Source organism: Chitinophaga sp., from assembly GCF_036569185.1.
In the GTDB taxonomy this organism is placed as follows: Bacteria; Bacteroidota; Bacteroidia; order Chitinophagales; family Chitinophagaceae; genus Chitinophaga.
On sequence record NZ_DATCRD010000178.1, the window covers coordinates 1 to 25,240 of the forward strand.

General features: G+C 46.6%; 24 protein-coding genes. 8 read left to right on the forward strand and 16 right to left on the reverse strand.

The window, feature by feature from the left end; translation table 11 throughout:
* Window positions 1-235 precede the first annotated feature (235 nt).
* Window positions 236-2,338, reverse strand: coding sequence for a cation-translocating P-type ATPase (locus tag VIM72_RS13435; protein ID WP_332003342.1), 2,103 nt, complete (start codon window positions 2,336-2,338; stop codon window positions 236-238).
* 182 nt (window positions 2,339-2,520) lie between these two features.
* On the opposite strand from VIM72_RS13435, the gene tsaE reads away from it, so the two are divergent.
* Together tsaE and VIM72_RS13445 are read left to right on the forward strand one after the other, a co-directional pair.
* Window positions 2,521-2,958 carry a tRNA (adenosine(37)-N6)-threonylcarbamoyltransferase complex ATPase subunit type 1 TsaE gene (gene tsaE / locus VIM72_RS13440; RefSeq protein WP_332003343.1) on the forward strand — a complete coding sequence of 146 codons (438 nt, stop codon included), beginning with the start codon at window positions 2,521-2,523 and terminating at the stop codon, window positions 2,956-2,958.
* A gap of 42 nt (window positions 2,959-3,000) precedes the next feature.
* Window positions 3,001-4,218, forward strand: coding sequence for an alanine dehydrogenase (locus VIM72_RS13445; protein WP_142685673.1), 1,218 nt, complete (start codon window positions 3,001-3,003; stop codon window positions 4,216-4,218).
* A gap of 253 nt (window positions 4,219-4,471) precedes the next feature.
* Here VIM72_RS13445 and VIM72_RS13450 read toward each other — a convergent pair whose 3' ends face one another.
* The 3 genes from VIM72_RS13450 to VIM72_RS13460 all read right to left on the reverse strand — a co-directional run bounded on the left by VIM72_RS13450 (window position 4,472) and on the right by VIM72_RS13460 (window position 6,533).
* Window positions 4,472-5,272 (reverse strand): undecaprenyl-diphosphate phosphatase, encoded by an 801-nt coding sequence (locus VIM72_RS13450; RefSeq protein WP_332003344.1) that lies wholly within the window; start codon window positions 5,270-5,272, stop codon window positions 4,472-4,474.
* 75 nt (window positions 5,273-5,347) lie between these two features.
* Window positions 5,348-5,623, reverse strand: coding sequence for a DUF3098 domain-containing protein (locus tag VIM72_RS13455; RefSeq protein ID WP_209856939.1), 276 nt, complete (start codon window positions 5,621-5,623; stop codon window positions 5,348-5,350).
* Window positions 5,624-5,660: 37 nt separating this feature from the next.
* The gene (locus tag VIM72_RS13460; protein ID WP_332003345.1) at window positions 5,661-6,533 is read right to left on the reverse strand and encodes a cell division protein FtsX; all 873 of its coding nucleotides are present in this window, start codon (window positions 6,531-6,533) and stop codon (window positions 5,661-5,663) included.
* Window positions 6,534-6,793: 260 nt separating this feature from the next.
* On the opposite strand from VIM72_RS13460, the gene leuS reads away from it, so the two are divergent.
* Complete coding sequence (gene leuS / locus VIM72_RS13465) at window positions 6,794-9,559, forward strand: leucine--tRNA ligase (protein WP_332003346.1); 2,766 nt, start codon at window positions 6,794-6,796, stop codon at window positions 9,557-9,559.
* 101 nt (window positions 9,560-9,660) lie between these two features.
* Here the strand turns inward: leuS and VIM72_RS13470 are convergent, their stop codons facing one another.
* From VIM72_RS13470 to VIM72_RS13485, 4 genes are read right to left on the reverse strand one after another with little or no spacing between them, the layout of a single operon-like run.
* Complete coding sequence (locus VIM72_RS13470; RefSeq protein ID WP_332003347.1) at window positions 9,661-9,915, reverse strand: hypothetical protein; 255 nt, start codon at window positions 9,913-9,915, stop codon at window positions 9,661-9,663.
* 9 nt (window positions 9,916-9,924) lie between these two features.
* Window positions 9,925-10,194 (reverse strand): hypothetical protein, encoded by a 270-nt coding sequence (locus tag VIM72_RS13475; RefSeq protein WP_332003348.1) that lies wholly within the window; start codon window positions 10,192-10,194, stop codon window positions 9,925-9,927.
* Window positions 10,195-10,204: 10 nt separating this feature from the next.
* Window positions 10,205-11,614, reverse strand: a complete 1,410-nt coding sequence (locus VIM72_RS13480; protein ID WP_332003349.1) for a radical SAM protein — start codon at window positions 11,612-11,614, stop codon at window positions 10,205-10,207.
* Window positions 11,607-12,365 (reverse strand): prolipoprotein diacylglyceryl transferase, encoded by a 759-nt coding sequence (locus VIM72_RS13485; RefSeq protein WP_332003350.1) that lies wholly within the window; start codon window positions 12,363-12,365, stop codon window positions 11,607-11,609. The genes VIM72_RS13480 and VIM72_RS13485 overlap by 8 nt, the downstream gene beginning before the upstream one ends.
* A 66-nt stretch (window positions 12,366-12,431) precedes the next feature.
* On the opposite strand from VIM72_RS13485, the gene VIM72_RS13490 reads away from it, so the two are divergent.
* Together VIM72_RS13490 and VIM72_RS13495 are read left to right on the forward strand one after the other, a co-directional pair.
* Window positions 12,432-13,118 (forward strand): peptidoglycan DD-metalloendopeptidase family protein, encoded by a 687-nt coding sequence (locus tag VIM72_RS13490; protein WP_332003351.1) that lies wholly within the window; start codon window positions 12,432-12,434, stop codon window positions 13,116-13,118.
* 99 nt (window positions 13,119-13,217) lie between these two features.
* On the forward strand, window positions 13,218-14,069 hold the full coding sequence (locus VIM72_RS13495; RefSeq protein ID WP_332003352.1) for an endonuclease/exonuclease/phosphatase family protein: 852 nt from the start codon (window positions 13,218-13,220) through the stop codon (window positions 14,067-14,069).
* A gap of 77 nt (window positions 14,070-14,146) precedes the next feature.
* Here the strand turns inward: VIM72_RS13495 and VIM72_RS13500 are convergent, their stop codons facing one another.
* The 3 genes from VIM72_RS13500 to VIM72_RS13510 all read right to left on the reverse strand — a co-directional run bounded on the left by VIM72_RS13500 (window position 14,147) and on the right by VIM72_RS13510 (window position 18,779).
* A complete protein-coding gene (locus tag VIM72_RS13500; protein ID WP_332003353.1) occupies window positions 14,147-14,908 on the reverse strand; it encodes a hypothetical protein in 762 nt (253 codons plus the stop codon).
* Between the two features lie 137 nt (window positions 14,909-15,045).
* A complete protein-coding gene (locus VIM72_RS13505; RefSeq protein ID WP_332003354.1) occupies window positions 15,046-16,359 on the reverse strand; it encodes a M28 family metallopeptidase in 1,314 nt (437 codons plus the stop codon).
* Between the two features lie 8 nt (window positions 16,360-16,367).
* A complete protein-coding gene (locus tag VIM72_RS13510) occupies window positions 16,368-18,779 on the reverse strand; it encodes a TlpA disulfide reductase family protein (RefSeq protein ID WP_332003355.1) in 2,412 nt (803 codons plus the stop codon).
* A 105-nt stretch (window positions 18,780-18,884) separates the two neighbouring features.
* Here VIM72_RS13510 and ruvB point away from each other — a divergent pair, with 105 nt between their 5' ends.
* Entirely contained in the window at window positions 18,885-19,913 is a 1,029-nt protein-coding gene (gene ruvB, locus VIM72_RS13515) for a Holliday junction branch migration DNA helicase RuvB (RefSeq protein WP_332003356.1), read from the forward strand.
* A gap of 193 nt (window positions 19,914-20,106) precedes the next feature.
* Here the strand turns inward: ruvB and VIM72_RS13520 are convergent, their stop codons facing one another.
* From VIM72_RS13520 to VIM72_RS13530, 3 genes are all read right to left on the reverse strand, one after another.
* Window positions 20,107-20,808 carry a response regulator transcription factor gene (locus VIM72_RS13520; protein ID WP_325645600.1) on the reverse strand — a complete coding sequence of 234 codons (702 nt, stop codon included), beginning with the start codon at window positions 20,806-20,808 and terminating at the stop codon, window positions 20,107-20,109.
* 123 nt (window positions 20,809-20,931) lie between these two features.
* Window positions 20,932-21,723 carry a DUF3108 domain-containing protein gene (locus VIM72_RS13525; RefSeq protein ID WP_332003357.1) on the reverse strand — a complete coding sequence of 264 codons (792 nt, stop codon included), beginning with the start codon at window positions 21,721-21,723 and terminating at the stop codon, window positions 20,932-20,934.
* A gap of 9 nt (window positions 21,724-21,732) precedes the next feature.
* Window positions 21,733-22,740, reverse strand: coding sequence for a lysylphosphatidylglycerol synthase domain-containing protein (locus tag VIM72_RS13530; protein ID WP_332003358.1), 1,008 nt, complete (start codon window positions 22,738-22,740; stop codon window positions 21,733-21,735).
* A gap of 13 nt (window positions 22,741-22,753) precedes the next feature.
* Here VIM72_RS13530 and ruvC point away from each other — a divergent pair, with 13 nt between their 5' ends.
* Both ruvC and VIM72_RS13540 read left to right on the forward strand, forming a co-directional pair.
* A complete protein-coding gene (gene ruvC, locus VIM72_RS13535; RefSeq protein WP_332003359.1) occupies window positions 22,754-23,314 on the forward strand; it encodes a crossover junction endodeoxyribonuclease RuvC in 561 nt (186 codons plus the stop codon).
* Window positions 23,315-23,499: 185 nt separating this feature from the next.
* Entirely contained in the window at window positions 23,500-24,192 is a 693-nt protein-coding gene (locus VIM72_RS13540) for a response regulator transcription factor (protein WP_332003360.1), read from the forward strand.
* A gap of 3 nt (window positions 24,193-24,195) precedes the next feature.
* Here the strand turns inward: VIM72_RS13540 and VIM72_RS13545 are convergent, their stop codons facing one another.
* Window positions 24,196-24,585 carry an HIT family protein gene (locus VIM72_RS13545; protein WP_332003361.1) on the reverse strand — a complete coding sequence of 130 codons (390 nt, stop codon included), beginning with the start codon at window positions 24,583-24,585 and terminating at the stop codon, window positions 24,196-24,198.
* 86 nt (window positions 24,586-24,671) lie between these two features.
* Complete coding sequence (gene greA, locus VIM72_RS13550; RefSeq protein WP_332003362.1) at window positions 24,672-25,145, reverse strand: transcription elongation factor GreA; 474 nt, start codon at window positions 25,143-25,145, stop codon at window positions 24,672-24,674.
* Window positions 25,146-25,240 lie beyond the last annotated feature (95 nt).

A 25,240-nucleotide genomic window follows, 5' to 3' on the forward strand; every position in this document is an offset into this window, starting at 1 on the left:
GATGTGGTGCTGGCAGTAAACTCCATCAGACTACGCTATAAAAACGTGAACTGAGCGGATTTTGTCTGACTCAGGATTATGATGATTATACTGATTAATTTGATTGATCATTTGGATTTTAAAGGATTTGGAGAGATAGGAGCGAATCCCTGATCCTTAAAATCTTTTAAAATCAAAAAAATAAAATCCAGTTAATCAGTATAATCATCATAATCCTGAGTCAGACAAAATCCGCTCAGTTCACGTTTTTATAGCGTAGTCTGATGGAGTTTACTGCCAGCACCACATCTGAGATGGCCATTACACCAGCGCCAACAATAGGGTTCAGGAAGCCAAGGGCGGCTACCGGTATCGCCACTACGTTGTAAATAAATGCCCAGAAAAGATTCTGTCTGATGGTGAGATAGGTATGTTTGCCAAGTCCCAGCGCCAGCGGCAGGGAGCCCAGGTTGTTATTAAGCAGTACCACGTTGGCGCTTTGCATGGCTACCTGTGTGGCATCGCTGAGAGAAATACCGATGGTAGCTTTTGCCAGCGCCGGCGCATCATTGATACCATCGCCCACCATAGCTGTCGGTGCGGCTTTCATAAGCGCGTCTATTTTCTGCAGCTTCTGTTCCGGCGACTGCTCCGCGTATACTTCCGTGATACCCAGTTTGGCAGCCAGTTCCCGGCATTTACGGGTAGTATCGCCACTCAGCAGAACGGGCTTAATGCCGGATTGCTGCAGCTGTGTGATCACCTGGGCAGCTTCCGGCCTTACCTCATCGGTAAAATCGATCCATCCTGCCAGTTGCCCGTTCTTTATTAGGTACAGGTTATGGCTGTCATCTTCCGTAGCTCCGCCCGCCATACGGAAAGAGCCTAACTGCCATTCATTACCTGCTTTATCGCTGGCGCGCATACCCAGTCCTTTGTGTTCCCGGACCTGCTGCAACGGCACTTCCCCGGCAGATTTCCAGAGCGCGGCTATGGAACGTGCAATAGGGTGCGAAGAATATTTTTCCAGGCTGTATACCACCTGTTTAAAATCTTCTTCCAGCATATCAAAAAAACGGTATTCGCCCAGCTGAAGCTTACCTGTAGTGAGGGTGCCTGTTTTATCGAATACTACCTGCCGGATGTCTTTAAACATTTCCAGGGTGTGCCCTCCCTTAATGAGGATACCATTGCGGGCGGCACGACCAAGTCCTACCATTACAGCCGCCGGTGTGGCCAGTCCCATCGCACAGGGGCAGGAAATAACCAGCACGGCTACACTGCGCATCATGGCCGTTGCCAGGGTAGTATGCCCTATAAAATACCAGCCCAGGAAGGTAACCAGGGCAATGCCTAATACCAGGGGTACAAATATGGCGCTGATCCGGTCGGCCAGCTTCTGCATGGGTGGTTTATCGGACTGCGCCTGCTTCACCAGCTCAATGATGTATGACAGCACGGTGTCTTTACCGGTGGCGGTGATGTATACTTTGATGGTCCCGTCTTCCAGTATAGTACCTCCTATCACTTTATCTTTTTCTTTTTTGCCGACAGGGGCGCTTTCGCCGGTGATCATGGATTCGTTGGCGTGGCCACTTCCCCAGTAGATGGTGCCATCCATTGGTATTTTATCGCCGGTATTCACCAATACGCAATCGCCTGTACGCAGGGTGCGGTTATCTACTTCACGGATGTGCTCATGGCCATGGCTGTCGTCGATAAGCCGGGCAGTGGTGATCTGCATGCGGGCCAGTTCAGCAATAGCGGTGGTGGTTTGCTTTACGGATCTTTCTTCCAGCAGGTTGCCCAGGAACACCAGGGTAATAATAGCTGCCGCGGTTTCATAAAACATGTAATCCGGATTGCCATACACCAGGGTGCCTACAAAGCTGTATACAAAAGCAGCAGTGGCGCCCAGTGATACCAGCACGTCCATATTGGCCATGCGGTTAATGATGGAGCGTATTGCGCTGCGGCCAAAGTGCCACATTCCCGTCAGATACACAGGCAGGGTAAGACCAAACTGTACCCATGGCTCATGTAACCAAGGCCAGCTAACCCACATATGCAGCAGCAGGGGCAATGTAAATATGAAACAAAAAATAAATTTGAATGTAAGTGTAGAATAGATCTTCTTTTCTGCAGGTTTATCTTCAGGCATCACCACGCGGTATCCCATTTGCGTGATCCCGTTGAGGATCTCCGTAGAGTTGGCGCCTTCCGGTGCCGTGAAGCTCACTTCTTCAGTGGCAAAGCTGACATTAACATCCTGCATTCCTTTTTTCTCCAGGTATTTGGAAACGCCGAGGGCACAACTGGTGCAATGCATTCCTTCTACCTTGCAATTAATGGCTATCATCTGACATCTCTCCGTTTTTTACAAAGGTAGCAGCGGATAAAATAGGCAGGGAAAATATTAATGCAACCAAGCGGCAGAACAGGCAGAGGAGTACCCGGAAACAGGCCAGACAAGGGCTTCAGCCTATTTTTGACGCATTGCTGCAACTTTTGCGATCTATTGCTTTCTCCTTATTTTTGGGGATGCAATGGACATTTACGCTGGATCAGTTGCCGGAAACCGCCCGGCAGTTCTGGGATCAATTCGCTGATAAACAGGTTTTCACGCTCGATGGCCCTATGGGAGCAGGGAAAACCACCCTGGTAAAGGCTTTATGCAGCGCCAAAGGCGTGCAGGACGCTACTGCCAGTCCCACGTTTTCGATCATTAATGAATATGCCTACACGGATACCCAGGGAAGGCCCCGCCGTATTTTCCACCTGGACCTGTACCGGCTCCGGGACGAAGACGACGCTATCAGCGCCGGCGTGGAAGATACCCTTTACCAGGATGCTATCTGCTTTGTGGAATGGCCTGCATTAGTAGCCCATATGCTGCCACCGGATACCGTTCACCTGCGGCTGGAAGTTCAGCCGGATCAAAAAAGGATACTGCGTGAAATCGCTTCATCTCTCAAATGATGTATCTTTGAATACTTCGATTTAAAAAAACTGAACACGCATATGGAGCAGAGGCAAAAACCTGTAGTAAGTGCCGGGTTTACCTATTCACCACTGGAAGAAACGCTGGATATTCCGCAGAAAAATTCCCGTTTGTTTATAGGTATCCCGAAAGAAACATCCTTCCAGGAAAACCGGATTGCCCTTACGCCCGATGCAGTGAGCATTCTAGCGGCACATGGACATCATATAGTAGTTGAGCATAAAGCCGGAGACGGCTCCCATTATTACGATACCGACTATTCAGAAGCCGGGGCAGAAATCGTATACGATAAAAAAGAGGTCTTTAAAGCAGAGATCATTGTAAAATCCGCGCCGCTGAACGATGAGGAGATAGAACTGCTGCACCCGCACCAGATCGTTATTTCCCCTATCCACCTGGCTGCCCTGAAAGCGCCACAGGTGCAGAAAATGATGGATAAACGCATCACGCTGCTGTCGTTCGAGAACCTGAAAGACGATGCAGGCACCTACCCTATTGTAAGGGCGATGAGCGAAATAGCAGGTGGGGCCTGTATGCTGATTGCCGGACAGTACCTGAGCAACGATAACAAAGGAAAAGGAATACTCCTGGGCGGTGTTACCGGCATCCCGCCTACGAAAGTAGTGATCATAGGCGCCGGCATCGTGGGTGAGTTTGCAGCCCGTACCGCACTGGCATTGGGATCTTCCGTAAAAGTATTTGATAATAACATTTACAAGCTGAAAAGGCTGCAAAACAACATCGGGGTACGTGTATTCACGTCCGTTATCCAGCCAAAGGTGCTGGCAGAGCAGCTTCGCAATGCCGATGTAGCCGTAGGAGCACTGTCATCACAAAGCGGCCGCACGCCTGTTGTGGTCAGCGAATCGATGGTGAGCAATATGAAAGCAGGTTCTGTAATTGTAGATGTAAGCATCGACCGGGGCGGCTGTTTTGAAACTTCGGAGATCACTACACATGAAAACCCGGTATTTAAAAAGTACGATGTAGTGCATTATTGCGTACCCAATATCCCTTCGGGGTTTGCCCGCACCGCTTCCGAAGCAATCAGCAACGTGCTGATGCCTTTACTGGTGGAAGCCGCCGACGACGGCGGGTTTGAAAACCTGGTATGGATCAAGCGGGGTGTACGCAATGGCATCTATTTGTACAAAGGCGCATTGACCAATTACCATCTCAGCGAAAAATTCAAACTGAAATACACCGATCTGGAGTTGTTGCTGGCGGTAAAAGGTTAATGCGGATGGGCATCGCCTTCGGCGATGAAATTGTCTTAGAGCAGGATTATGCTGATTTTTTGGATTAGATTGATTTTGATTTTTTGGATTTAAAAAGATTTAGAGAGGCTATTTATAATAGTTAGGGGAGATATAAGCGGATATGCTTGTATCTCCCCTAACTATTAAAATTTAAAATCTAAAAGTAAAAATCAATCTAATCCAAAAAATCAGCGTAATCCTGCTCCAAGACAATTTCATCGCCGAAGGCGATCTATACTTCGAGCTGATAACCCATCAGTATGGCTGCAATGATGATGATCCCCACCACGATACGATAGTAGCCCCACATTTTGAAACCGTATTTTTTTACAGCGCCAATAAAGAATTTGATGGCGCCCAGAGCTACCACAAATGCTACGACATTGCCAATGAGCAACAGTTTCAGGTTTTCCGGGTGCGCGGTTAGTAACTCCTTCCCTTTCAGGAGCTTATAGCCTGTTGCCGCAGCCATGGTAGGCACTGCCAGGAAAAAAGAGAATTCGGCCGATACATTGCGGGACAGCTTCTGCTGCATACCGCCAATAATAGAGGCAGCACTGCGGCTGGTACCGGGAATAAGCGCCAGGCACTGGTAGAATCCAATACGTAAGGCTGTGAAAATATCTATTTTTTCTTCTGTGAGAATAGTGGGCTCTTTAAACCAGTTATCTACAAACAGGAGGATAATACCACCTACCAGCAGGGTGATACCTACCGTAAGCGGGCTTTCCAACATGGCATCGATCTTTTTGCTGAACAGGAACCCGAGGATCAATGCCGGGATCACCGCTATGGCCAGTTTCAGGTAAAAGCTGAAGCGGTTTTTATCAAAAACCAGAAATTTTCTCCAATAAAACACCACTACTGCCAGGATTGCCCCCAGCTGGATCACTACTTCAAATAGTTTGGTGAACTCATCTTTACCAATACCCAACAACGCGCTCACAATAATCATATGCCCGGTGGAGGAAACCGGCAGAAATTCCGTTAAACCTTCCACGATGGCAATAATGATAGCCTGAAAAACATTCATCGAATTTAATATGGTTAAAAGTTAAAAAAAAAGCGATGAGGGATCATCGCTGTTAAAATACTTTTATAGTAGCCATTATGCCTTTGGTTTAGGACGGTGCATAATAGCATACACTTCTATCACCAGGCCCAGCACAATAACAATAGGCGCCAGGGTGATCCTGCGGAAGCTATACACCTGTTCCGGTTTGAAGCTGTTGGGATCGCTGGAATCGCCCCCCATCATAAGAAGGAAGCCCAGGATGATCACCACAATACCGGCCAGCATGAATTTGTAGTTTTCTTTCGGAAAAATAGGGCGGCTATCGGCCAACGCGTTTTCTGCCTCCTTATTTAAAGCTGTTTTAGCCATAGTGTTTGGTATTATATCTTCATTAAAGATGTTAAAATTAATACAGATCGTCCAGTTTCAGGCGCAGGTATTTCATTACAGAGCGGTGTGTGCTCACCAGTGAAATACTGATTCCTATCAGGATCATCCCTACGAAAAGAAGCGCTATCATCACGTTATCACGCAGCCCCGCCAGTTCAGGCAACAGCTTATCGGCTACAGACATAATGCCTATCAGGCCGGCTATAGCTATAACTGCAGCAATGGCGCCATTGGCAATACTGCGCAGGTCGAACGGTTTGGCGATAAACCAGCGGGTAGCCCCCACCATCTGCATGGTTTTGATCAGGAAACGGTTACTGAACATGGCCAGGCGGATGGTATTATCTATCAGGAATATCACCACCAGGCAAAGCAACCCGCTGATGATCAGGATAATTAATCCTATCCTGTTTACGTTTTCATTCAGTTTGCTCACCAACATGCGCTGATAGGATATTTCCCGCACAATGCTTTGCTGTGAGAGTTTATTTTCAATGATCTTCAGGCTGTCGTTGTTCACATAGTTGGCGTTCGCCTTTATGTTGATACTACTGTACAGCGGGTTATACTGCAGGAGGGTAATAAAATCTTCCCCGAAATCCTTTCTGAACCGTTGTGCAGCCATATCTTTAGACACATACTCAATGGACTTAATATATGGTTTGTGCGCCATGGAATCGCGCAGGGCTATGGCCTGTGCTTCCTTTACGTTATCCCTGAGGATCACCTGTATCTCTATGCTTTCCTTAAAGTACACACTCAGCTTATTCGCATGTATTACCACAAGGCCCAGTGTGCCCAGTAAAAACAATACCAACGCTACCCCAATGATGGAGTACAGGTAGGATGGTTTCGACTTCTTTGCTGATGATTTCCCGGATTGCGCCATTAATCTGCAGTTTATCGGCGAAAATAATAAAAATTAGTAGTTATGTGTTTAATTTTGCCAACCCGGTCAGGTAATACAGCTTTTCCGGGCAATAGAACAGCAATATAGAGAGATGTTGGGGAATGACATTGGAGTATTAATGAATTTAACATTATTTTGCTGAACAGGCATTATACAACTTTTTAAATTATAACTGATAACGCCTTAATGACCGGACGTATTGTTTATATCCGGACAATTAAGGTTCATCTACAACCGATATGGAATACAATTTCAGGGCAATCGAAAAAAAATGGCAACAACAATGGGAGCAATCGCATGCTTACCGGGTGAGTAACGACAGTCCAAAGCCCAAATGTTATGTACTGGACATGTTCCCCTATCCTTCCGGGGCCGGCTTACATGTGGGCCATCCGCTGGGATACATTGCAACAGATATCTATTCGCGCTATAAAAGACTAAAAGGCTTTAACGTGCTCCACGCAATGGGATACGATGCATTTGGTTTGCCCACAGAACAATATGCCCTTGAAACAGGTCAGCATCCCGCGGTGACCACCGAACAGAATATCAAAGCGTTCCGTGAGCAGCTGGATAATATTGGTTTTTGCTACGACTGGGACCGGCAGGTAACTACCAGCGATCCCTCTTACTATAAATGGACCCAATGGATTTTCCTGCAGATCTTTGAAAGCTGGTACAACCGCAGCACGAAGAAAGCGGAACCTATTGCTTCCCTGATAGCTATTTTTGAGAAAGATGGCAATGCCGGCCATATCTGTCCCGGCGACCGGAGCATACAATTCACAGCCGCCGACTGGAAAAGCTATAGTGAGAAAGAACAGCGCGACATACTGATGCAGTATCGCCTGGCCTACCTGGCGCATGCGGAAGTAAACTGGTGCGCGGCCCTGGGCACTGTACTCGCCAACGATGAGGTAGTGAACGGAGTGAGTGAGCGCGGCGGATACCCCGTGGTAAAAAAGAAAATGAGCCAGTGGTTCCTGCGTATCACAGAATACGCCAACCGCCTGCTGGAAGGCCTGGAAACAGTAGCCTTCAGCGATGCCATGAAAGAAATGCAGCGTAACTGGATCGGTAAAAGCCAGGGAGCGGAAATTAAGTTCGCCCTGAAAAATTCCACCGAACAGGTAGAAGTATATACTACCCGTCCTGATACTATTTTCGGCGTGGATTTCATGGTGCTGGCGCCTGAGCATGACCTGGTGGCGAAGATCACCACCCCGGAACAACAAGCTGAGATCGATAAATACCTCGAATATGTGCAAAGCCGTTCCGAACGGGAACGTATGGCCGATGTAAAACAAATTACCGGCTGCTTTACCGGCGCCTATGCCATTAACCCGTTTGATGGCCGCGAAATACCCGTGTGGATCGCGGAATACGTGCTGGCCGGCTACGGTACCGGCGCGATTATGGCGGTGCCCTGCGGCGATCAGCGCGACTATGGCTTTGCCAAACATTTCAACATCCCCATCACCAATATCATTGGCGACGCCTTTAACGGGCAGGAAGCCAATCCCACAAAGGACGCCAAACTGCAGCACAGCGGCTTCCTCGATGGCATGGACATGAAACCCGCTATGGATGTGGTGATCAGCAAACTGGAGGAAATGGGTATAGGCAAACGCCAGATCAATTATAAAATGCGCGACGCCGGCTTTAGCCGCCAACGCTACTGGGGCGAACCTTTCCCGATCGTTTACAAAAACGGGGTTCCATACGCAATGGACGAAAAAGACCTGCCGCTGGAATTACCACATGTGGAAAACTATAAACCCGGGGAAGAAGGTGAAGGCCCCCTGGCCAATATCACCGACTGGGTAAACGTAGCCCCCGGCGTGAAACGGGAAACCAACACCATGCCTGGCTATGCCGGCAGCAGCTGGTATTTCCTGCGCTATATGGATCCGCACAATGATAAAACCTTTGCAGACCGTAAAGCCACCGACTACTGGAACCAGGTAGATGTATACGTAGGCGGTACCGAACACGCCGTGGGCCACCTGCTTTATTCCCGTATGTGGACCAAGGTATTATACGACCTGGGACATATTGGTTTTGACGAACCGTTTAAATCGCTGATCAACCAGGGTATGATTGGTGGCAGCTCCCGGTTAGTGTACCGTGTCCGCGGAACACATCAGTATGTGTCACATGGTTTAAAAGACCAGTACGAAACAGATGAACTGCACGTAGATGTAAACATCGTAGATGGAGTGGAACTGGATACAGAAGCATTTAAAAAATGGAAGCCGGATTTCGCAGATGCCACATTTATACTGGAAGATGGCAAATATATCTGCGGCGTACAGCTGGAAAAGATGAGCAAGCGTTTATTCAATACCGTTAATCCAAATGACCTGGTAGAAAAATACGGCGCCGATACTTTCCGCATGTATGAAATGTTCCTGGGCCCGGTGGAACAATCCAAACCCTGGGATACCAAAGGTATTGAAGGCGTGCACCGCTTCCTGAAAAAGCTGTGGCGCCTGTTTGCCGATGAGCAGAAAGGCATCCTGGTGAATGAGCAACCTGCTACACCAGAGGAGCTGAAAATACTGCACAAAACCATACAGAAAATAGATCATGATACTTCCAGCTTTTCCTACAATACAGCGGTAAGCCAGTTTATGATCTGTGTAAATGAGCTTGCTACCCTGCGTTGTCACAAACGGAGCATCCTGCAACCATTGCTGATCCTGCTCACCCCATATGCGCCTCACCTGTGCGAAGAGCTGTGGCAGTATATGGGCAACAATGAAAGCATCCTGAATGCGCCTTATCCCGTATTTGAGGAGCAGTATACCAAAGAAAGCGCATTCAATTACCCGATTGCCATCAATGGTAAAACCCGCTCTGAAATGGGATTCCCATTGGATGCCGCTATCCCTGACATCGAGAAGGAAGTTCTGGCCAGTGAAATAGTACAGAAATGGCTGGAAGGGAAAACGCCTAAAAAGGTGATTATCGTAAAAGGGAAGATGATCAATGTAGTGATATAAGTATCATTGAATGATAAACAGGCTGTTATGCTCATTGCATAACAGCCTGTTTTATGTTAAGCCGGTGTATGTAATTAAAAATACCAATTAGAATGCAGGCACTACTTTAATAATATTAATTCCCGGGCGATCATTGCAAACAGGAAGATCATTCCAACAGACACCATAAAAACTTTGCCCAGGTGAACATTTATGAAGTAAAGAATGAGTGCTGCAATAAAATAAATTGTTGCCAGTAACAACGTATACATTTCCATGGCAAATATATCATGCCTGGTTCCTGCACTAAAAGCATACACATAAAAACCAAATGGAAGCAGCGATGCCGGTACCGCATGTTTTATAACGCTCTTCATAAATACATCTTACCTGATAACACTTATCCCGCTTAAAGCAATCCCGCATATAGATAGCCCTACCAGCAAAATAATCCCTGAAGAAAGCAACATTGCCTTTCCAACAAGGTTTTTATTGGCAATGATCAGGATTAGCCCGATTATAAAATAACCAGCCACCACTGCCAGGGCCAGGAGCCCCGCCATGAGCATGCCTTCATCACTGGTAACACACATCAACAGGAAAATACCAAGCGGAATGAGTGTAAACAGCAGTACATTTTTAAAAAACTCGTTCATACATCATCATTTAAATAATGGGAGTAAATGTCCGTTCTTCCTGGAGTTGCTTCAGATATGTTTCCTTATCATCGCGGTAAAACAGGTTCATGGTTTCAAACGGGATGATGCGGCCATCTTTATGAACAATATGCACGCAGGATTTCTTAATGGCCCGTACATCAAAATCGTATGCATCCAAAAAGCGCATGATCACGATGCGGAACAGGTTCGTATAGTCGAGGCCGGGTGCCTGCACCTGTGGCAGGCAACAAAGCAGCGACTGCATATCATTCACGGCGGCATCCGTAGAAATACCGGTACTGAATATTTTCAAAATGTGCTGATGCAGTCTTTCATCCTGCTCATACACAATGGTATTTTTTGAGTTGTTCAGTAGTATGGCCGGGTCTACATAGCGGGTAAGCGGGTACACCCGCCCGTCAATTTTGAGTGCATAGGCCATAGCAAGGGCATCAGGATTGCAGGGAACGGGAATAATATCATGATCATTCCAGATCGGTGATTGCTCCAGGATGCGCTGTCTTACTTCCGTTAACGTGATCCTGTCGGTGGCGGGATCAAAACCATCTGTACGACCGGCCACCTGTACCGGTTGGAAGGTAACGCCGCGGACACAACGCTGCTTCAGGGCATAATCAACGATAGCTCCCATTTCATCTTCATTCACACCGCGTTGCAGCGTAACTACCAGTGTGGTACTGAGATTCACCTCATTGAGATTTTCCAGCGCCTGTTTCCTCACATCCGTAAGGTCCTTGCCACGCATACGTTCCAGCGCCTCCGGCTTAAAGCTGTCGAACTGAAGATACACTTCAAAATCGGGCATATAGGTAGCCAGGCGGGCAGTAAATTCTTTGTCTTTCGCAATACGCACACCGTTGGTATTGATCATAAGATGCCTTATAGGCTTGCGTTTGGCGATATCCAGTATCTCAAAGAACTGGGGATGGATGGTAGGCTCTCCCCCGCTGAGCTGCACCACATCCGGTTGTCCTTCATTTTCCACGATGATATCCAGCATCTGTTCTATTTCTTCCAGGGTGCGGTGCCGGCCGTAATGCGGCGACGACATGGCGTAACAGGTAGGACAGGTAAGATTACAGCGGTCGGTTACCTCAATTACGCTCAGGCAGGAATGCTGTTCATGATCTTTACAGAGGCCACAATCATATGGGCAGCCATAATGTGTGCTGGTATTGGTTTTAAGCGGCGCTTCGGATGGTTTGTTATAGTTACGGGTGTTTTTGTAATAATTGATATCAGTGGCGATCAACACTTTTTCCATCCCATGATGCGGGCAATGTTTTATCATAAAAACCTTCTCATCTTCAAATATCACCTTGGCGTCTACACGACGTAAACAGGTACTACAGATACTGAGCGTAAAATCGTAGTAGGTGTAATTTTTTTCAGGCATATTGTTTTTGTGTTAGTCGTGATGGAAAAATGATTACCGGCGAATAATAAAGCAACCCGGCCAAACAGGCCAGCTGTATAGATCCCAGGCCGAAAGCAAAACGGTACCCGGGCTTGATAAAATCGAGCCCGAAACGGAACAGCAGGTAGCAGATCATGAAAAGTTTAAACCTTGCGCCGTTTACTAGGGGATAACGCCGGCTGGCAGTTCTTAACATCTGCCATAATAATATCAGGAAAATAATTTCGTAGAGAGATACAGGATGCCGGGGGATGCCATCGCCCAGATCAAGGCCCCAGGGCAATGAGGTGGGCAGGCCGTAGGTTTCTTCATAAACACCCATGGTAAAACAGCCTATACGGCCTATGATCATGGCCAGAATCAGCGGATATACAAAAAGGTCGCCGGTGGAATGCCGCTCTCCTACCGCTTTCTTGATCAGTTCCACCCCAATCAGGCCACCCAGCAACCCTCCTACAATGGTTTTATTCTGGTAGATGTAAAGCAGCAGGTTATCTGCCCGGTACAGGCCCGGGGGATTTTCCAGCGCCCCTAATAACCGGCTTCCCAGCAAAGCGCCAAAAATCGCCCCTATAATGGCCCAGAGGCGGTTATTGTTCTCTACCTGGTCGCCTTGCCGCTTGCGCAGGTACAAAAAATAGCGGAAGCCGATAAACATGCCCAGGGTTTCCGTTACCGCGTGCAGCGGAAGGTGTAAGGAAAACAAATTGATATAAACGGGGAACTGCAAAGGACCAGCATTATTTAATACACAAATTAATATTTATATTTAGACGAAAGTCAAGCTTTACAAAATATGTTACAGGAGGTTTTAAAGAAACACCAGTCCGCCTTCAAGCCGGTAATCCCGCTTTTGGGAGATCATGAATCCCTGCTGGTAATGGATTTCACCGCCAATAACACTACGCTTACAAAAAACATACTCCAGGATATCAACCGGTTTAGCAGGTATATCAACAATACGCTGGAACAGAGTGGCTGCCGGCTGGGTATTGGGGGTTATGCAGAACACCGTACCATTTACGCGGTAAGCCCTCATTTTGACGCGGGGGAAGAACCACGCCGCCTACACCTGGGCATCGATGTTTGGGGAGAAACCGGTACCAGGATTTACGCACCGATGAATGCACATGTACATAGCTTCCGTTTCAATGACCATTTCGGGGATTACGGCGCCACCATTATTCTACAACATCAACTCGACGGATACACTTTTCATACATTGTATGGTCACCTGAGTATTTCCAACCTGCAGGGATTGTATGAAAATATGCCTGTTACAGCAGGCCAGCCACTGGCATATTTCGGTACCCCGGCCGAAAACGGCGGATGGCCGCCACACCTGCATTTCCAGGTTATTGAAGATATGCAGGGATTCCGTGGAGATTATCCCGGTGTATGCCGCTACAGTGAAAAAGAAAAATACCTGCAAAACTGCCCCGACCCTGATGTGATCCTCCAGCTGAATCAATACACCCATTAGTAAGTAATTTCCGCGATATCATCTTATTGATAAATTATTCCTGCGCTATTAGGATTTATCCGTCCCGGTACTATTTTTACAGGCTAAAATTGAATTTGTATGAGAAGATTATGGCTGACGGCTTTTTGCGGCCTGCTGATGAATGCCCTTGCAGCACAGGTTCCATTGAAGGTAATGACTTTCAATATACGCTATAATAACCCGGGCGACAGTGCCAACGCCTGGCCTAACAGGAAAGATAAAGTAGCCTCCGAAATCCTGTTCCTCGGTGCAAATACACTGGGCGTACAGGAGGCGCTGAATGACCAGGTGCAGGACCTTCAGCAAAGGTTGCCACAGTACAAAATGATTGGCGTGGGCAGGGATGACGGAAAAACAAAAGGAGAATACTCCGCTATATTTTATGATACCGCCCGTTTACAATTATTAAAGAGCGAAACTTTCTGGTTGTCGGAAACACCAACAGTAGCAGGTCACATAGGATGGGATGGCGCCTGTACCCGCATTGTAACCTGGGGAAAATTCAGGGATAAGAAAACGAACAAAGTGTTTTATCATTTCAATACCCATTTTGATCATATGGGAAAAATTGCGCGCAGGGAAAGTGCGAAATTGCTGTTGCAGAAAGTACATCAGATCACGGGGAAAGATGCGGTTGTTATCACCGGCGATTTCAACGCCGTTCCTTCTGATGAGCCTATTCAGATTATTATGAATCCTGATAACCCGCTGCATTTAACAGACAGCAAAGCTATCAGTAAAACGCCACACTTCGGGCCTGCCGGTACTTTCAACGGATGGGATATTGCAGAAAAGGATGACCAGCCCATTGATTATATCTTTCTCAAAGGAAAGTATGATGTTTTAAAACATGCCAGTATCTCTGAAACCTGGGGAGGAAGATATGCTTCCGATCATTTTGCCGTATACGCGGAGATCAATATCAGGTAGTAAAATAAATAACGGATCTGCAGGGAGATGCTTACAGTTTATCTCTCCACAGATCCGTTATTAAAGGTTTTTGCTGATTAGTCGTGGGTATGTTCCACCGACATGCTGTTTTCCAGGGCGTCTACCACTTTGTTGTGGAGATTGCCGTTAATGTCTACACTGATCTGTAACTTACCATTGGCAAAGGAGCCGGTAAAGTCGCCGATCTGCAGTTTGGTGAGGATGAGGTCCATAGAAATTTTGAGGGAACCTTTCCAATCGATCTTGGTATCAGTTACCACTACATCTTTTCCTTTGGCCTGCAATTCAATTCTACCGGAGAGAAGGATTTCCACCGGTATTTTCTTGCTGTCCCAGGTAATAAATCCTTTCAGTCTTACAGCAGGATCTTTCTTATCTCCTTCCACTCTTGCATACACTCTTACCTGCTGGTAAGTTCCTTTGGGAATTTTAATAGCGCCAATGATAGCAGGCACCTGTTTAAGGTCAATCTGCCTGTCTGTTTTCAGTTTGAATTCCACTTCGTCTTTACCGCGTTTGGCGTCGAAGCGGATTTCCCTTAAGCGTGCGGTAGCGGTGTCCCAGGTGATGTCGAAACCACCAGACGCTGCTTTAGCCATGGATGCGTCGCCGGTGATCGCCGACAGGCGTCCGGAGGCATCAGGTGATAAAGTAGCGGTTGGGTTGATCGCTGAGATTTCGTAGTTCACGCTGGCAGCGTCCGCGTCGTCAATTGGTTGATTAGTATCTGGTTTCGCCATGTCCGTATTGGCGCACGAGGATAACAAGATACTCGCAATGCCTATGGCACCACAGAGGTGTAAGATTCCGGTTTTCATATCGATATGGTTTTAATGACTAAGGGGAAAAATCGTGGGCTAAATTTAACAAAGAATTTGGAGAAAAAAATAAGTTCACTGTTAATTAATAAAGAATGATCCGGCTGAGCTTCATTCAACCGGATCAATATATGATGTCATTTCTTTAGTTGCTCCTTTTCAATTCGTGTAGGCGTATCCGTTCCATTCACGATAGAACCTGCGCTGATGGCTATTGCCTTAATAATATCCGTAATATTCCTGATATCCAGTGTTGCCAGTTCATCTCTTACGGTATGATAATAGGTGTCTTTATCTATCTGGGTGGTGGAAATGGTATGCGCCGGAACTCCCTGCCTGGCGAGGGTTGCATTATCTGACCGGTAAAACAGGTCCTGCTCCGGATACGGGTCCGGATGGAAACTGAAGGTAGATCCTTTAAGGTTGCGCTGGAGGATAGGGCCAAAATCGGACCGTTCAAACCCGGTAATAAAGGCGCTGTTCTTGCCAAATTTGGACTCCTTACCAATCATCTCGATATTAAACATGGCCATTACTTTCTCAGGATCCTGGTGCTCAGAGAAATAACGGGATCCATGCCCGCCGGATTCCTCTGCGGTGAAGGCAACAAAGATCACCGACCGTGCCGGCGGATGCTTGCTGAAATACTTCGACAGCATGATCACAGCAGTGGTACCGGAGGCATCATCATCTGCGCCGTTGGCGATACTGTCGCCCGCCTCCGGAGGCAATATGCCCAGGTGATCGTAGTGACCGGAGAAGATCACGAACTCATCCGGTTTTGTTTTCCCCCTGATCATGCCAGCCACATTGGCAAAATGCCGGGCCGTAATTTCCCTGCGGATATGGATGCTCCAGGAAGCAGTATCGGGCACATCCCTGGGGGCAAATACAAGTATGACCTGCTTTCCGGCTACAGGTACAGCTTCCAGTTCATCTTTTGTATCGTAGCTATGTTCGGAAAAGGAAGCAGTAATGCCGCTGAGGTAACCATTCATAGCTGCTCCCACCCAAATGAGTGTATTTTTCTCCACCGCGGCGGGGTTACGCAATATCTTCATCAGCTCAGCGGGGTCGTTGGCATGCACAACATCGAAGCTGCTGTCTTTTTCCCAGTCGAAACTCCGGCCGGTGCCCACCGGAACAACGGGCCAGTCTTTCGCCTCCCCACTAACGGTAAAGGATACACTGGTCGTTTTCAGGTTAAACTTACTGAATTCCTGCAGGAAGCTTTTTTCGCCGGGTAGCGGCTGAAGCGCTGCTTTGGCAAATTCGCTGCTGATAAACTGTGCGGCTTTTTCAATACCGGGCGTCCCCGGGAAGCGGCCCTGCATATCATCTGCGGCCAGGGTGCTGATAATGCGGGCTACTTCTTTTTCTTTAATTTCCTGTGCAAAGCCGGTAACAGAAAGGCTGCCGGCAGCCAGTAATAATAACAATGATTTCTTCATATAAGCAGTTAGTCCTTTTTCTTGTTGTCTATTCTGATGGGTGGTTGATGCCCTTTTTCATTTACAAAATAAGCTTTACTATATGTTTGCAGGATGGCAGCATAGTCTGCTCCAAACTGCAAGTCTAACATTTTCCCGTCAGGTGAAACTAACACTTTGGTAGGATAACCTCTTATTTTATATGATTCTTCTATCCGGGTATTGGAATGGGCTGCAGGAAAAACGTATTTATTGGCAGCTATAAAATCGCGGGCCGTTTCCAGCGGCTCGTGGCAGGAAATAGCCAGGATGGCGTTCTGCGGGCGTTTTCCTTCATTTATTTCTACTGCCAGTTTATTGAGATGTGGCAGGTCTTCCCGGCAAGGTGCGCACCAGGTGCCCCAGAAGTCGAGCAACAGCCATTTTCCCCGGTAATCCGCCAGGCGGATGTCTTCATTATTCATGCCTTTCAGGGTAAAATCCGGTGCGTCTTCCCATTCTTTCAGCAATACGTTCCTGAAATAATCATTAAAGGATTTACCTGGAAAGTGTGCATTAAAAAAAGCTCTTGTGCTGTCAAGCATATCCGGCTGCACGGCCAGCTGCTTCGACAACACCTTCATGGCTTCTTCAGGCTGGCCTAAAGCTTCCAGCTCTTTGGCGAAGCGGGTACTGTAATTTTCTTCAGACTGAAGAAATGACCGGTCGTAGAAGCTTTCGTATGTTTTATCTGCATTGCTTTTTGGTGCTGTGGCTGCCGCCATGGCCAAATAGTTTAGCGCTGCTTTCTTGTCGCTTGATTTTGTGGTTTCGTATTTGAGATAATAAGCGTGCGACAGCAGGTATTTATTAGCCCCCCTTTTTTCTTTCAGTTCCGGGTGCGCTGTCCAGAAAGCAGTATCTGCCTGGTTTATTTTAAGATCATTCAAAGCCTTATCCAGCAAGGCGTTTGCGGCAGCGGGCATATTAGCCTTCCGGAGTATATCCTGAACCAGCAGCTCATACCTGGCAGCTTTCCCCAACGTCATTTCAGCGGCGCCAGGGTTACCAAAGTCTGCTGCGATGCTTTTTAATATAGCCGTATCCGTTGTATACATGGCTTTGTTCCATAAGGACATGGGCCTTACGGACGCCTGTAATACACTGTCTTTTTCCGCCAGCAGCCGGTTCATCAGCAGCTGTGCGCCGGCTGGTGCTATCCTGCTTTCTTCAAAAATCTCCGCAATACGGGCTTCGGAAACGCCGTTGTCCCGGAACTCCTTTCCCGCCGCTGTTGTATCAAATTCATGCCTGGGCAGGTATTGTGCAAAAGACTGATCCAGCCAGGAATTGAGCGATGATTGGTTGGCGGATAATAGTTTGATCAATAGCATTGCGCTATCCACGTTTCTATAGTAGGTTGCCTGCAGTTTATTAAACAAGTGTGAGAATGACCCGGCCAGCGCTGTTATAGGCACATCTTTCAGTGCTTTCCCGTATTCTTCGTACATATATTCAGAACCATGGCCGTAAATATCGAGTTTTGCCAGTTTAAAGGTCTGCCGGTCTCCATACCGGGGTGTATTCACTGCCAGGAATTGTGCAATTTTTGCAGAATCAGCTTCGCTATTCACCATCAACCAGTTGCTGTAGCGGCTCATACGCACCAGTGTATTGAACCAGGCGGTATCGGCGGGTAAAGGCTTTGAGGTAACAGGCATCACGGTCACATCTTTCTCCACCAGGGCAGTACCATCCGGTCGCAACAACAGGCTCCGTAATTCCAATGTGTGTACATTGTGCTTATTACGGGATCGGCTATACGAAAAACTGCCTGTGACCCGTATACTGTCTTTATTATTTTTTTCCGGTACACCGGTAACCCTTACCAGGTCTTTATCTGCCCCGGTAATACGGAAATTCCAGGGATGTTCAGTCCATGTTCCGTTTATAGCAGTTTGTGTTGGCCTGGCCGGGAAAAAATACTTCAATTCAGCCTGCATGAATGGCCAGGTATATGTAAGCACCCCCTTTATGTTATCTGTGATTGCCACTGAAGCGGCGGCGGCTTCAGCATTGGCCATGGCATTAACAGGAGCACTGATACTGTCGTTGGGAAATATTTTAAACACTAACGGCCGGTGCAGTAACAGCATGAACTCCAGCATATACAGGTTGCCGGTATATGTGCCTGGGTTCTCTGAATTAAAATCGAGCCCGGGCCTTTTCATGGCAACGCCTTCCAGTTCATAGGCAACAGTAGCGCTGCCATCAGGCTCCGTAGCGGTAATGGTAAGTCGCACGGTTTTAGTTATATGCGTGGCCTGGTTACCGGGAACACTGTCTTTTGTAATCACCTGGTATCGCCAAAAATCATTCTTTTTAAACTTTGACTGGGCGGAAATGGTAAGGGAGCAGCTTCCCATGGCCAGGTAAACAAGGAGCAACAGGCACTTTTGCATATAGGGGCGCGTGGTTTTAGATACTTAAATTACACATATAAAAATGAACCAGCAATAGCTGCCTGCTACCTTTGAATATTTGTGTATTTTTGGGCATATACAATTATGTCCAATCAGCCTTTAAGACCAGAAGAGAGTAAGCTCAGCGCTGCTGACAAAGAGTTCGAAAATAGTATACGTCCGCGGGAGATCATCGATTTTTCCGGGCAGGACCAAATTATCGAGAACCTGAAGATATTTATTAAAGCAGCGAAAATGCGTGGGGAAGCGCTTGACCATGTGTTGTTCCATGGCCCTCCGGGCCTGGGCAAAACTACTTTGTCCCGTATTGTGGCCAATGAACTGGGTGTAAATATCCGCGAAACCTCGGGACCGGTAATTGAAAAGCCAGGCGACCTGGCCGGCTTGTTAACCAACCTGGAAGACAAAGATGTGCTGTTTATTGATGAGATTCACCGGTTAAGCACCGTGGTGGAAGAATACCTGTACTCTGCCATGGAAGATTACCGTATTGATATTATGATCGACACTGGTCCGAGTGCCCGTGCCATCCAGATCAACCTGCTGCCGTTTACGTTGATCGGGGCCACTACCCGGTCTGGATTGCTTACTGCGCCTTTATTATCACGGTTTGGCATCAAATCAAGGCTGGAATATTACAGCGCAGCCACCCTGCATAAAATATTGTGGCGGGCTGCGGGTTTGCTGAATACAAAGATCACTTCGGATGCAGCGGGTGAAATAGCGCGGCGCTCACGTGGCACCCCCCGTATTGCCAATGGGCTGCTGCGCCGGGTACGCGACTTTGCCCAGGTAGTAGGGAACGGGGTAATTGATATGGAAATAGCCCTACTGAGCCTGAAAGCGCTGAATGTGGATGAATATGGCCTTGATGAGATGGATAACCGTATCCTCAATACCATCATTGAAAACTTCAAGGGGGGGCCGGTAGGTATCACCACTATTGCTACGGCCGTAGGAGAAGAAGCAGGTACCCTGGAAGAAGTATATGAGCCGTTCCTGATCCAGGAAGGGTTTATTAAACGTACCCCGCGGGGAAGAGAGGTAACAGAGAAAGCATATATCCACCTGGGCAAAACGTCCTTCAGGGGTGGGTCCAATTTATTGTTCTGACGCGCGGATTTTGTCTTGGAACACTGATTACGCTGATTATAATGATTAGCCTGATTTTATTTTTTGGGATTTTATAAAAGATTAAGGGAGATAAAAGCGGATCTGCTTATATCTCCCTTAATTATTTCAAACTATAAAAATAAAATCAGGCTAATCATTATAATCAGCGTAATCAGTGTTCCAAGACAAAATCCTAATCTTTTACTACCAGGCGGAAGCCGTTACCGTGAATATTTACGATTTCAATGTTGGTGTCTTCTTTAAGATATTTGCGCAGTTTGGCGATGTATACATCCATACTGCGGCCATTGAAATAAGTATCGCTACCCCATATTTTCTTCAGTGCCAGTTCACGTGGCAGCAGATCATTTTTATGTTCACACAGCATGTGCAGCAGTTCGTTTTCCTTGGGGGATAACGTATGTGTTTCACCGTTATGCGCCAGGGTGCGCAGGCGGGAATTGAAGGTATAGGAACCGATCACGAATTCGTGTACCTCTTCTTCCTTATTGTTCAGTTCCTGGTTGCGTTTCAGGATGGCTTTGATCTTCAGCAGCAGCAGTTCGCTGTCGAATGGCTTGGAGATATAGTCATCTGCACCGAGTTTATATCCCTGGATAATATCTTCCTTCATGGTTTTGGCAGAGAGGAAAAAGAGGGGAATGTCCGGATCTACGTCCCTGATTTCTTCCGCCAGTTTAAACCCGTCCATATTGGGCATCATAATGTCCAGCAGGCAGATGTCAAATTTTTCGCGGCGGAAGGCTGCCAGGGCCAGGATACCATCGCGGCATAATTCCACATCATAGTCATTCAGCTCCAGGTAATTCTTCAGCACCATGCCCAGGTTGGTATCATCCTCAGCCAGTAATATTTTCGGTTTACGTTCTTCCATAATCATAAAGGATTGATTATAACAAATATAAAGTTTTCTGCGGCACGAAAGGTCGGTAAAATTTGGGGGCCGGCCCTCAAATGAATTGTTAAACTTGCGGGGTAGTGGGCGGCTTAAGCCTTACTATTTCTTGTTTAGCAGCGAAGTGAAGGGATAACGGAGATTGGAGTAATTAACCATATCTACCACGATATTCCCTACAGATATAGGGCTTTCAATGCGAAGGGGCACTTTATTGGCATCGTCGCTTACCCATACCGTCATTTTTTCACCGCCTTCGAAAATGGTTCCCTTGATGAGAAGGGGTTTAAATTTAATGGCCCGGAATTTCCCGAACTTGGTATTTACCTCTTCTTTACCCATGTACCTGATGTAGATATTATACACCTGGTCGTCGAGGAACATAGCGAAGGGTATTTTATCACCGGAATTGTATTTGTTAAAGTCGATGTTACGGGCATAATAGATTGCGCTGATCACGTCCTGCACGCAGGGAGGCACGGTAAAGGTGCCGTTTGTGCTGATGGCCTGGTGGGCAGCCTGGTTAAACACCACATTATTAAAAATCTTATACCCGCCTTCGTTTACATTCCGGATAAATTTGAGGGGTTGCAGGGTAGCGGTATCTATGTAGCTTTCGTATTTATCCCGTACTTTAAAGATCCAGTCATAGGCCCGGTAGGTTTTTCCGTCGCCGGTAACATGATAAACATCGCGGTTGGCGAAGCGTTCCAGGGCCACATTAAAGGTAGCTTCGCCTGCGCCCACATACATTTTGCCGAGGTTATAGAATACTTTCAGGGTAATGCTTTCACCGGTATTAAAGCTGGTGTTACGGATGGAGCAAAAATCGTTTTGTGCTTCAACGGGTTGAATACAGGAGAGCCCTAAGATTATGAGTAGCAAATACTTCATGGATGGAAGCTATTTTTCCTTAAAAATTTTTACTCCTAACAACAGCACACTTCCCAAAACGGCCGGCAGTACCAGGTTAATCAGCCATATACCTACAGTGGCCGCTACGATGGCCACGGTATTGGAGCTAAGCAACCCAAGAAAAAAGATACTTACCTTTCCGCGAACGCCTAATTCAGCGATGGCGATGGTAGGAACTCCTGCCATTACCAGGTAGATGACACTGTTGAGCAGGAAGGCCTGCCACCATAGAAATTCCATGCCAAGTGCGTCCAACAAAATCAAATACTGTGCCGAGAAGACTACGTAGCGGAGGGCTGAAAGCAGCAACAGGTAACGTAAATCGCCGGATGAGTACTTAACAATGATCTGCACAAATACCTTCGCTTTCCGAAGGAAAGGTATCTTTTCAAATACAGACAGAATGATTTGTAGCCGAAAATATAACAATATCGTCAGGCCACAAATTACTGTACCGGTAATCAGCAGTAATTTCTGCCATAAAGAAGACGTAAGGAAGCCGCTTTCTTTTGCCAGTGCGAAGTTGTTGATATAATAGAGCAAACCAATTAACCCAAAAATAATAGTGACGATCAGCTGGCTGAAGCTTCCTACAATGGTAGCCGCAATGGCTTTCAGCTTATTGTGGTTTTTGAGGTAAAGGATCCGTCCACCGTACTCGCCTACACGATTTGGGGTATTAATAGAGAGGGATACACCGGAAAGGATAGCACTGAAAGACCGCAGGAAAGAAACCTCCTCCAGTGGTTTCACCAGCTTCTGCCACTTGCGGGCTTCCAGCCCCCAATTGAAGAGCATAAGTACCATAACGAGGAAAATACCCACCCAACCTCTTTCCTGTAGCGCTCCCCACATATGCCGCACAGATTCCTGCAGGTTATCACGATGGATGAGTTGCGAATAGATAGAGTATGCCAGCCAAGTAAAAAGCCCCGCCCCTAACAGGTAATTGAGAATTATTTTGGTACTTTTGTTCAGACAGTCAAATTTTGGCAAAAATAAACTCCTGTTGGCAAACAAGTCAAAAATAATTCTCGGCATTGACCCAGGCACCCTTGTAATGGGCTATGGGCTTATACTTACGGAAGGGAAAAAGGCCAGGCTCCTGGAAATGAGCGTATTGAAACTCTCCAAATTCAAAGATCACTACGAAAGACTACAACTGATTCATTGCCGGGTACAGGAACTGATTCAACAGCATAAACCCAGCAGCTTTGCCATTGAAGCGCCTTTTTTTGGTAAAAATGTGCAAAGTATGCTAAAACTGGGCCGTGCCCAGGGTGTGGCCATTGCAGCGGCCATTCAGGCTGGCCTGGAGGTCACCGAATACTCCCCGAAAAAAGTAAAACAATCTGTTACAGGCAATGGTAATGCAGATAAGGAACAGGTTTGGCTGATGCTGCAACGCATCCTCAGTATCTCAGAACGCCCTGATTACCTTGATGCTACAGACGCCCTCGCAGTGGCAGTATGCCACTTCTACCAGGAAAGTAATCCGCTTGCAGGAATCACCAGGGCAAAAGGCTGGGACAAATTCCTTCAACAGCACCCTGAAAGGATTTCAAGGTAAAAAACACCCGGTCAAAAGGTTATTTCATAAATCCGTAAATTGTAGTTACTTTGGTTGAAATTCAAACCCAATTAAAAGCTAACGGCCATGCGTCCGGATAACAGCTTAACTATGAAAAGTGACCATCATTTGTTATACAGCAATCGTATAACAAGCTTTTTTATATTAATCAGCATCAGGCAGATATGAAAGCAAGAATCCTATTGGTGGAAGATGATCAAAATATTGGTGCGGTTACGAAGAAACGATTGGAAGAAGCGGGCTATGATGTAGTGCACAGTATAGACGGCCAGGCAGCCTGGGAACAATTCCAGTTACGCTCATTCGATATTTGCTTGCTGGACGTGGTAATGCCCAAAAAAGACGGCCTACAACTGGCGCAGCAGATCCGCGAACTCAATGACCATGTTCCTATATTATTCCTCACTTCTAAAAATGAAAAAGAAGACAGAATAGCCGGGCTCCAAACCGGTGCGGATGACTATATCAGTAAACCCTTCAGTATGCAGGAACTGATCCTTCGCATAGAGGTTTTCCTGAAACGTACCATGAGCCGGAAAGATAAGTCGAACCTGTATACCATAGGACTACTGACCTTTGATTATGAAGATCTGCGCCTCTATACTTCCAGTGGCGATATATCCATTTCTGTTACACAAAAAGAAGCAGACCTGCTGAAGTACTTCTGTAATAATCCCAATAAAACACTAAAAAGAGAAGACATCCTTTCCAATGTATGGGGAAAAGACGACTATTTCCTCGGACGCAGTATGGATGTATTTATCACCAAACTGCGGAAACATTTCAAATCAGATCCGCAAATCAAGCTGGAAACCGTGCATGGCGTAGGTTTCCGCTTCAATATTCCTTCAAAATAACTATTACATTGCAGCGATAATCTGCGCCTGTATTGCCTTAAATTCTTCTACAGACAGCTTTAGCTTACTGCGGGAAAAATTCATATCATCTGCGGAATTGATCGGGATCAGATGCATATGTGCATGCGGTACTTCCAGGCCTACCACACTAACGCCTATACGATTACAGGGGACCACTTTTTCTATGGCCTGTGCAATAGGCTTGGCAAATAATAACCATTCCTGCAACAGGTTGTCGGCTACATCAAAAAACTTATCCGTTTCAGTTTTGGGTATCACCAGGGTATGTCCCGGTACCAGCGGAAAAATATCCAGGAAAGCATAGAAATGCTCGTTCTCCGCAATCTTATAACTCGGAATCTCGCCTTTGATAATTTTCGTGAAGATGGTCATAGTATGTAGTTCTTAGTAACATGATAAAAAAAGAAACAGGGGCTGCAAATGAATGCATCCCCTGCAAATATCATGAAAAAGTAGGCTTATGCAGTTATACTATCGATCTTAAATTTAATCTGTCCGTTTGGCGCCTGTACTTCCGCTACTTCTCCTACATGCTTGCCCAACAGGCCTTTACCTATCGGGGAGGTCACTGAAATTTTGCCTGCCTTCAGATCTGCTTCCGTTTCGGAAACAATCTGGTACGTAAAGGTCTTCTTATTAGCTACATTAGTGATGGTTACCTTACAAAGGATAGACACTTTTGATGTATCAATTGCATCTGCACTCACTATCCGGGAAATAGCAATAGCATTTTCCAGTGCGGCAATTTTTGCTTCATGCAAACCCTGCGCTTCTTTGGCGGCATCATATTCGGCATTTTCCTTTAAGTCACCCTTTTCCCTGGCTTCTGAAATAGCACGTGCAATCTCTGCCCTTCCCTTTGTTTTAAGTAAGGTCAGCTCATTCATCATTTGATCAAGGGTTTCTTTCGTAACGTAATTTATGCCAGACATAACCTGTTGTGTTTTTTTGGTTATAAGAAAAAAAAATCAACGCCTCCATTTGCACAGAAGCGTTGTTTACTGGTATTATTGCAAATATAATGAAA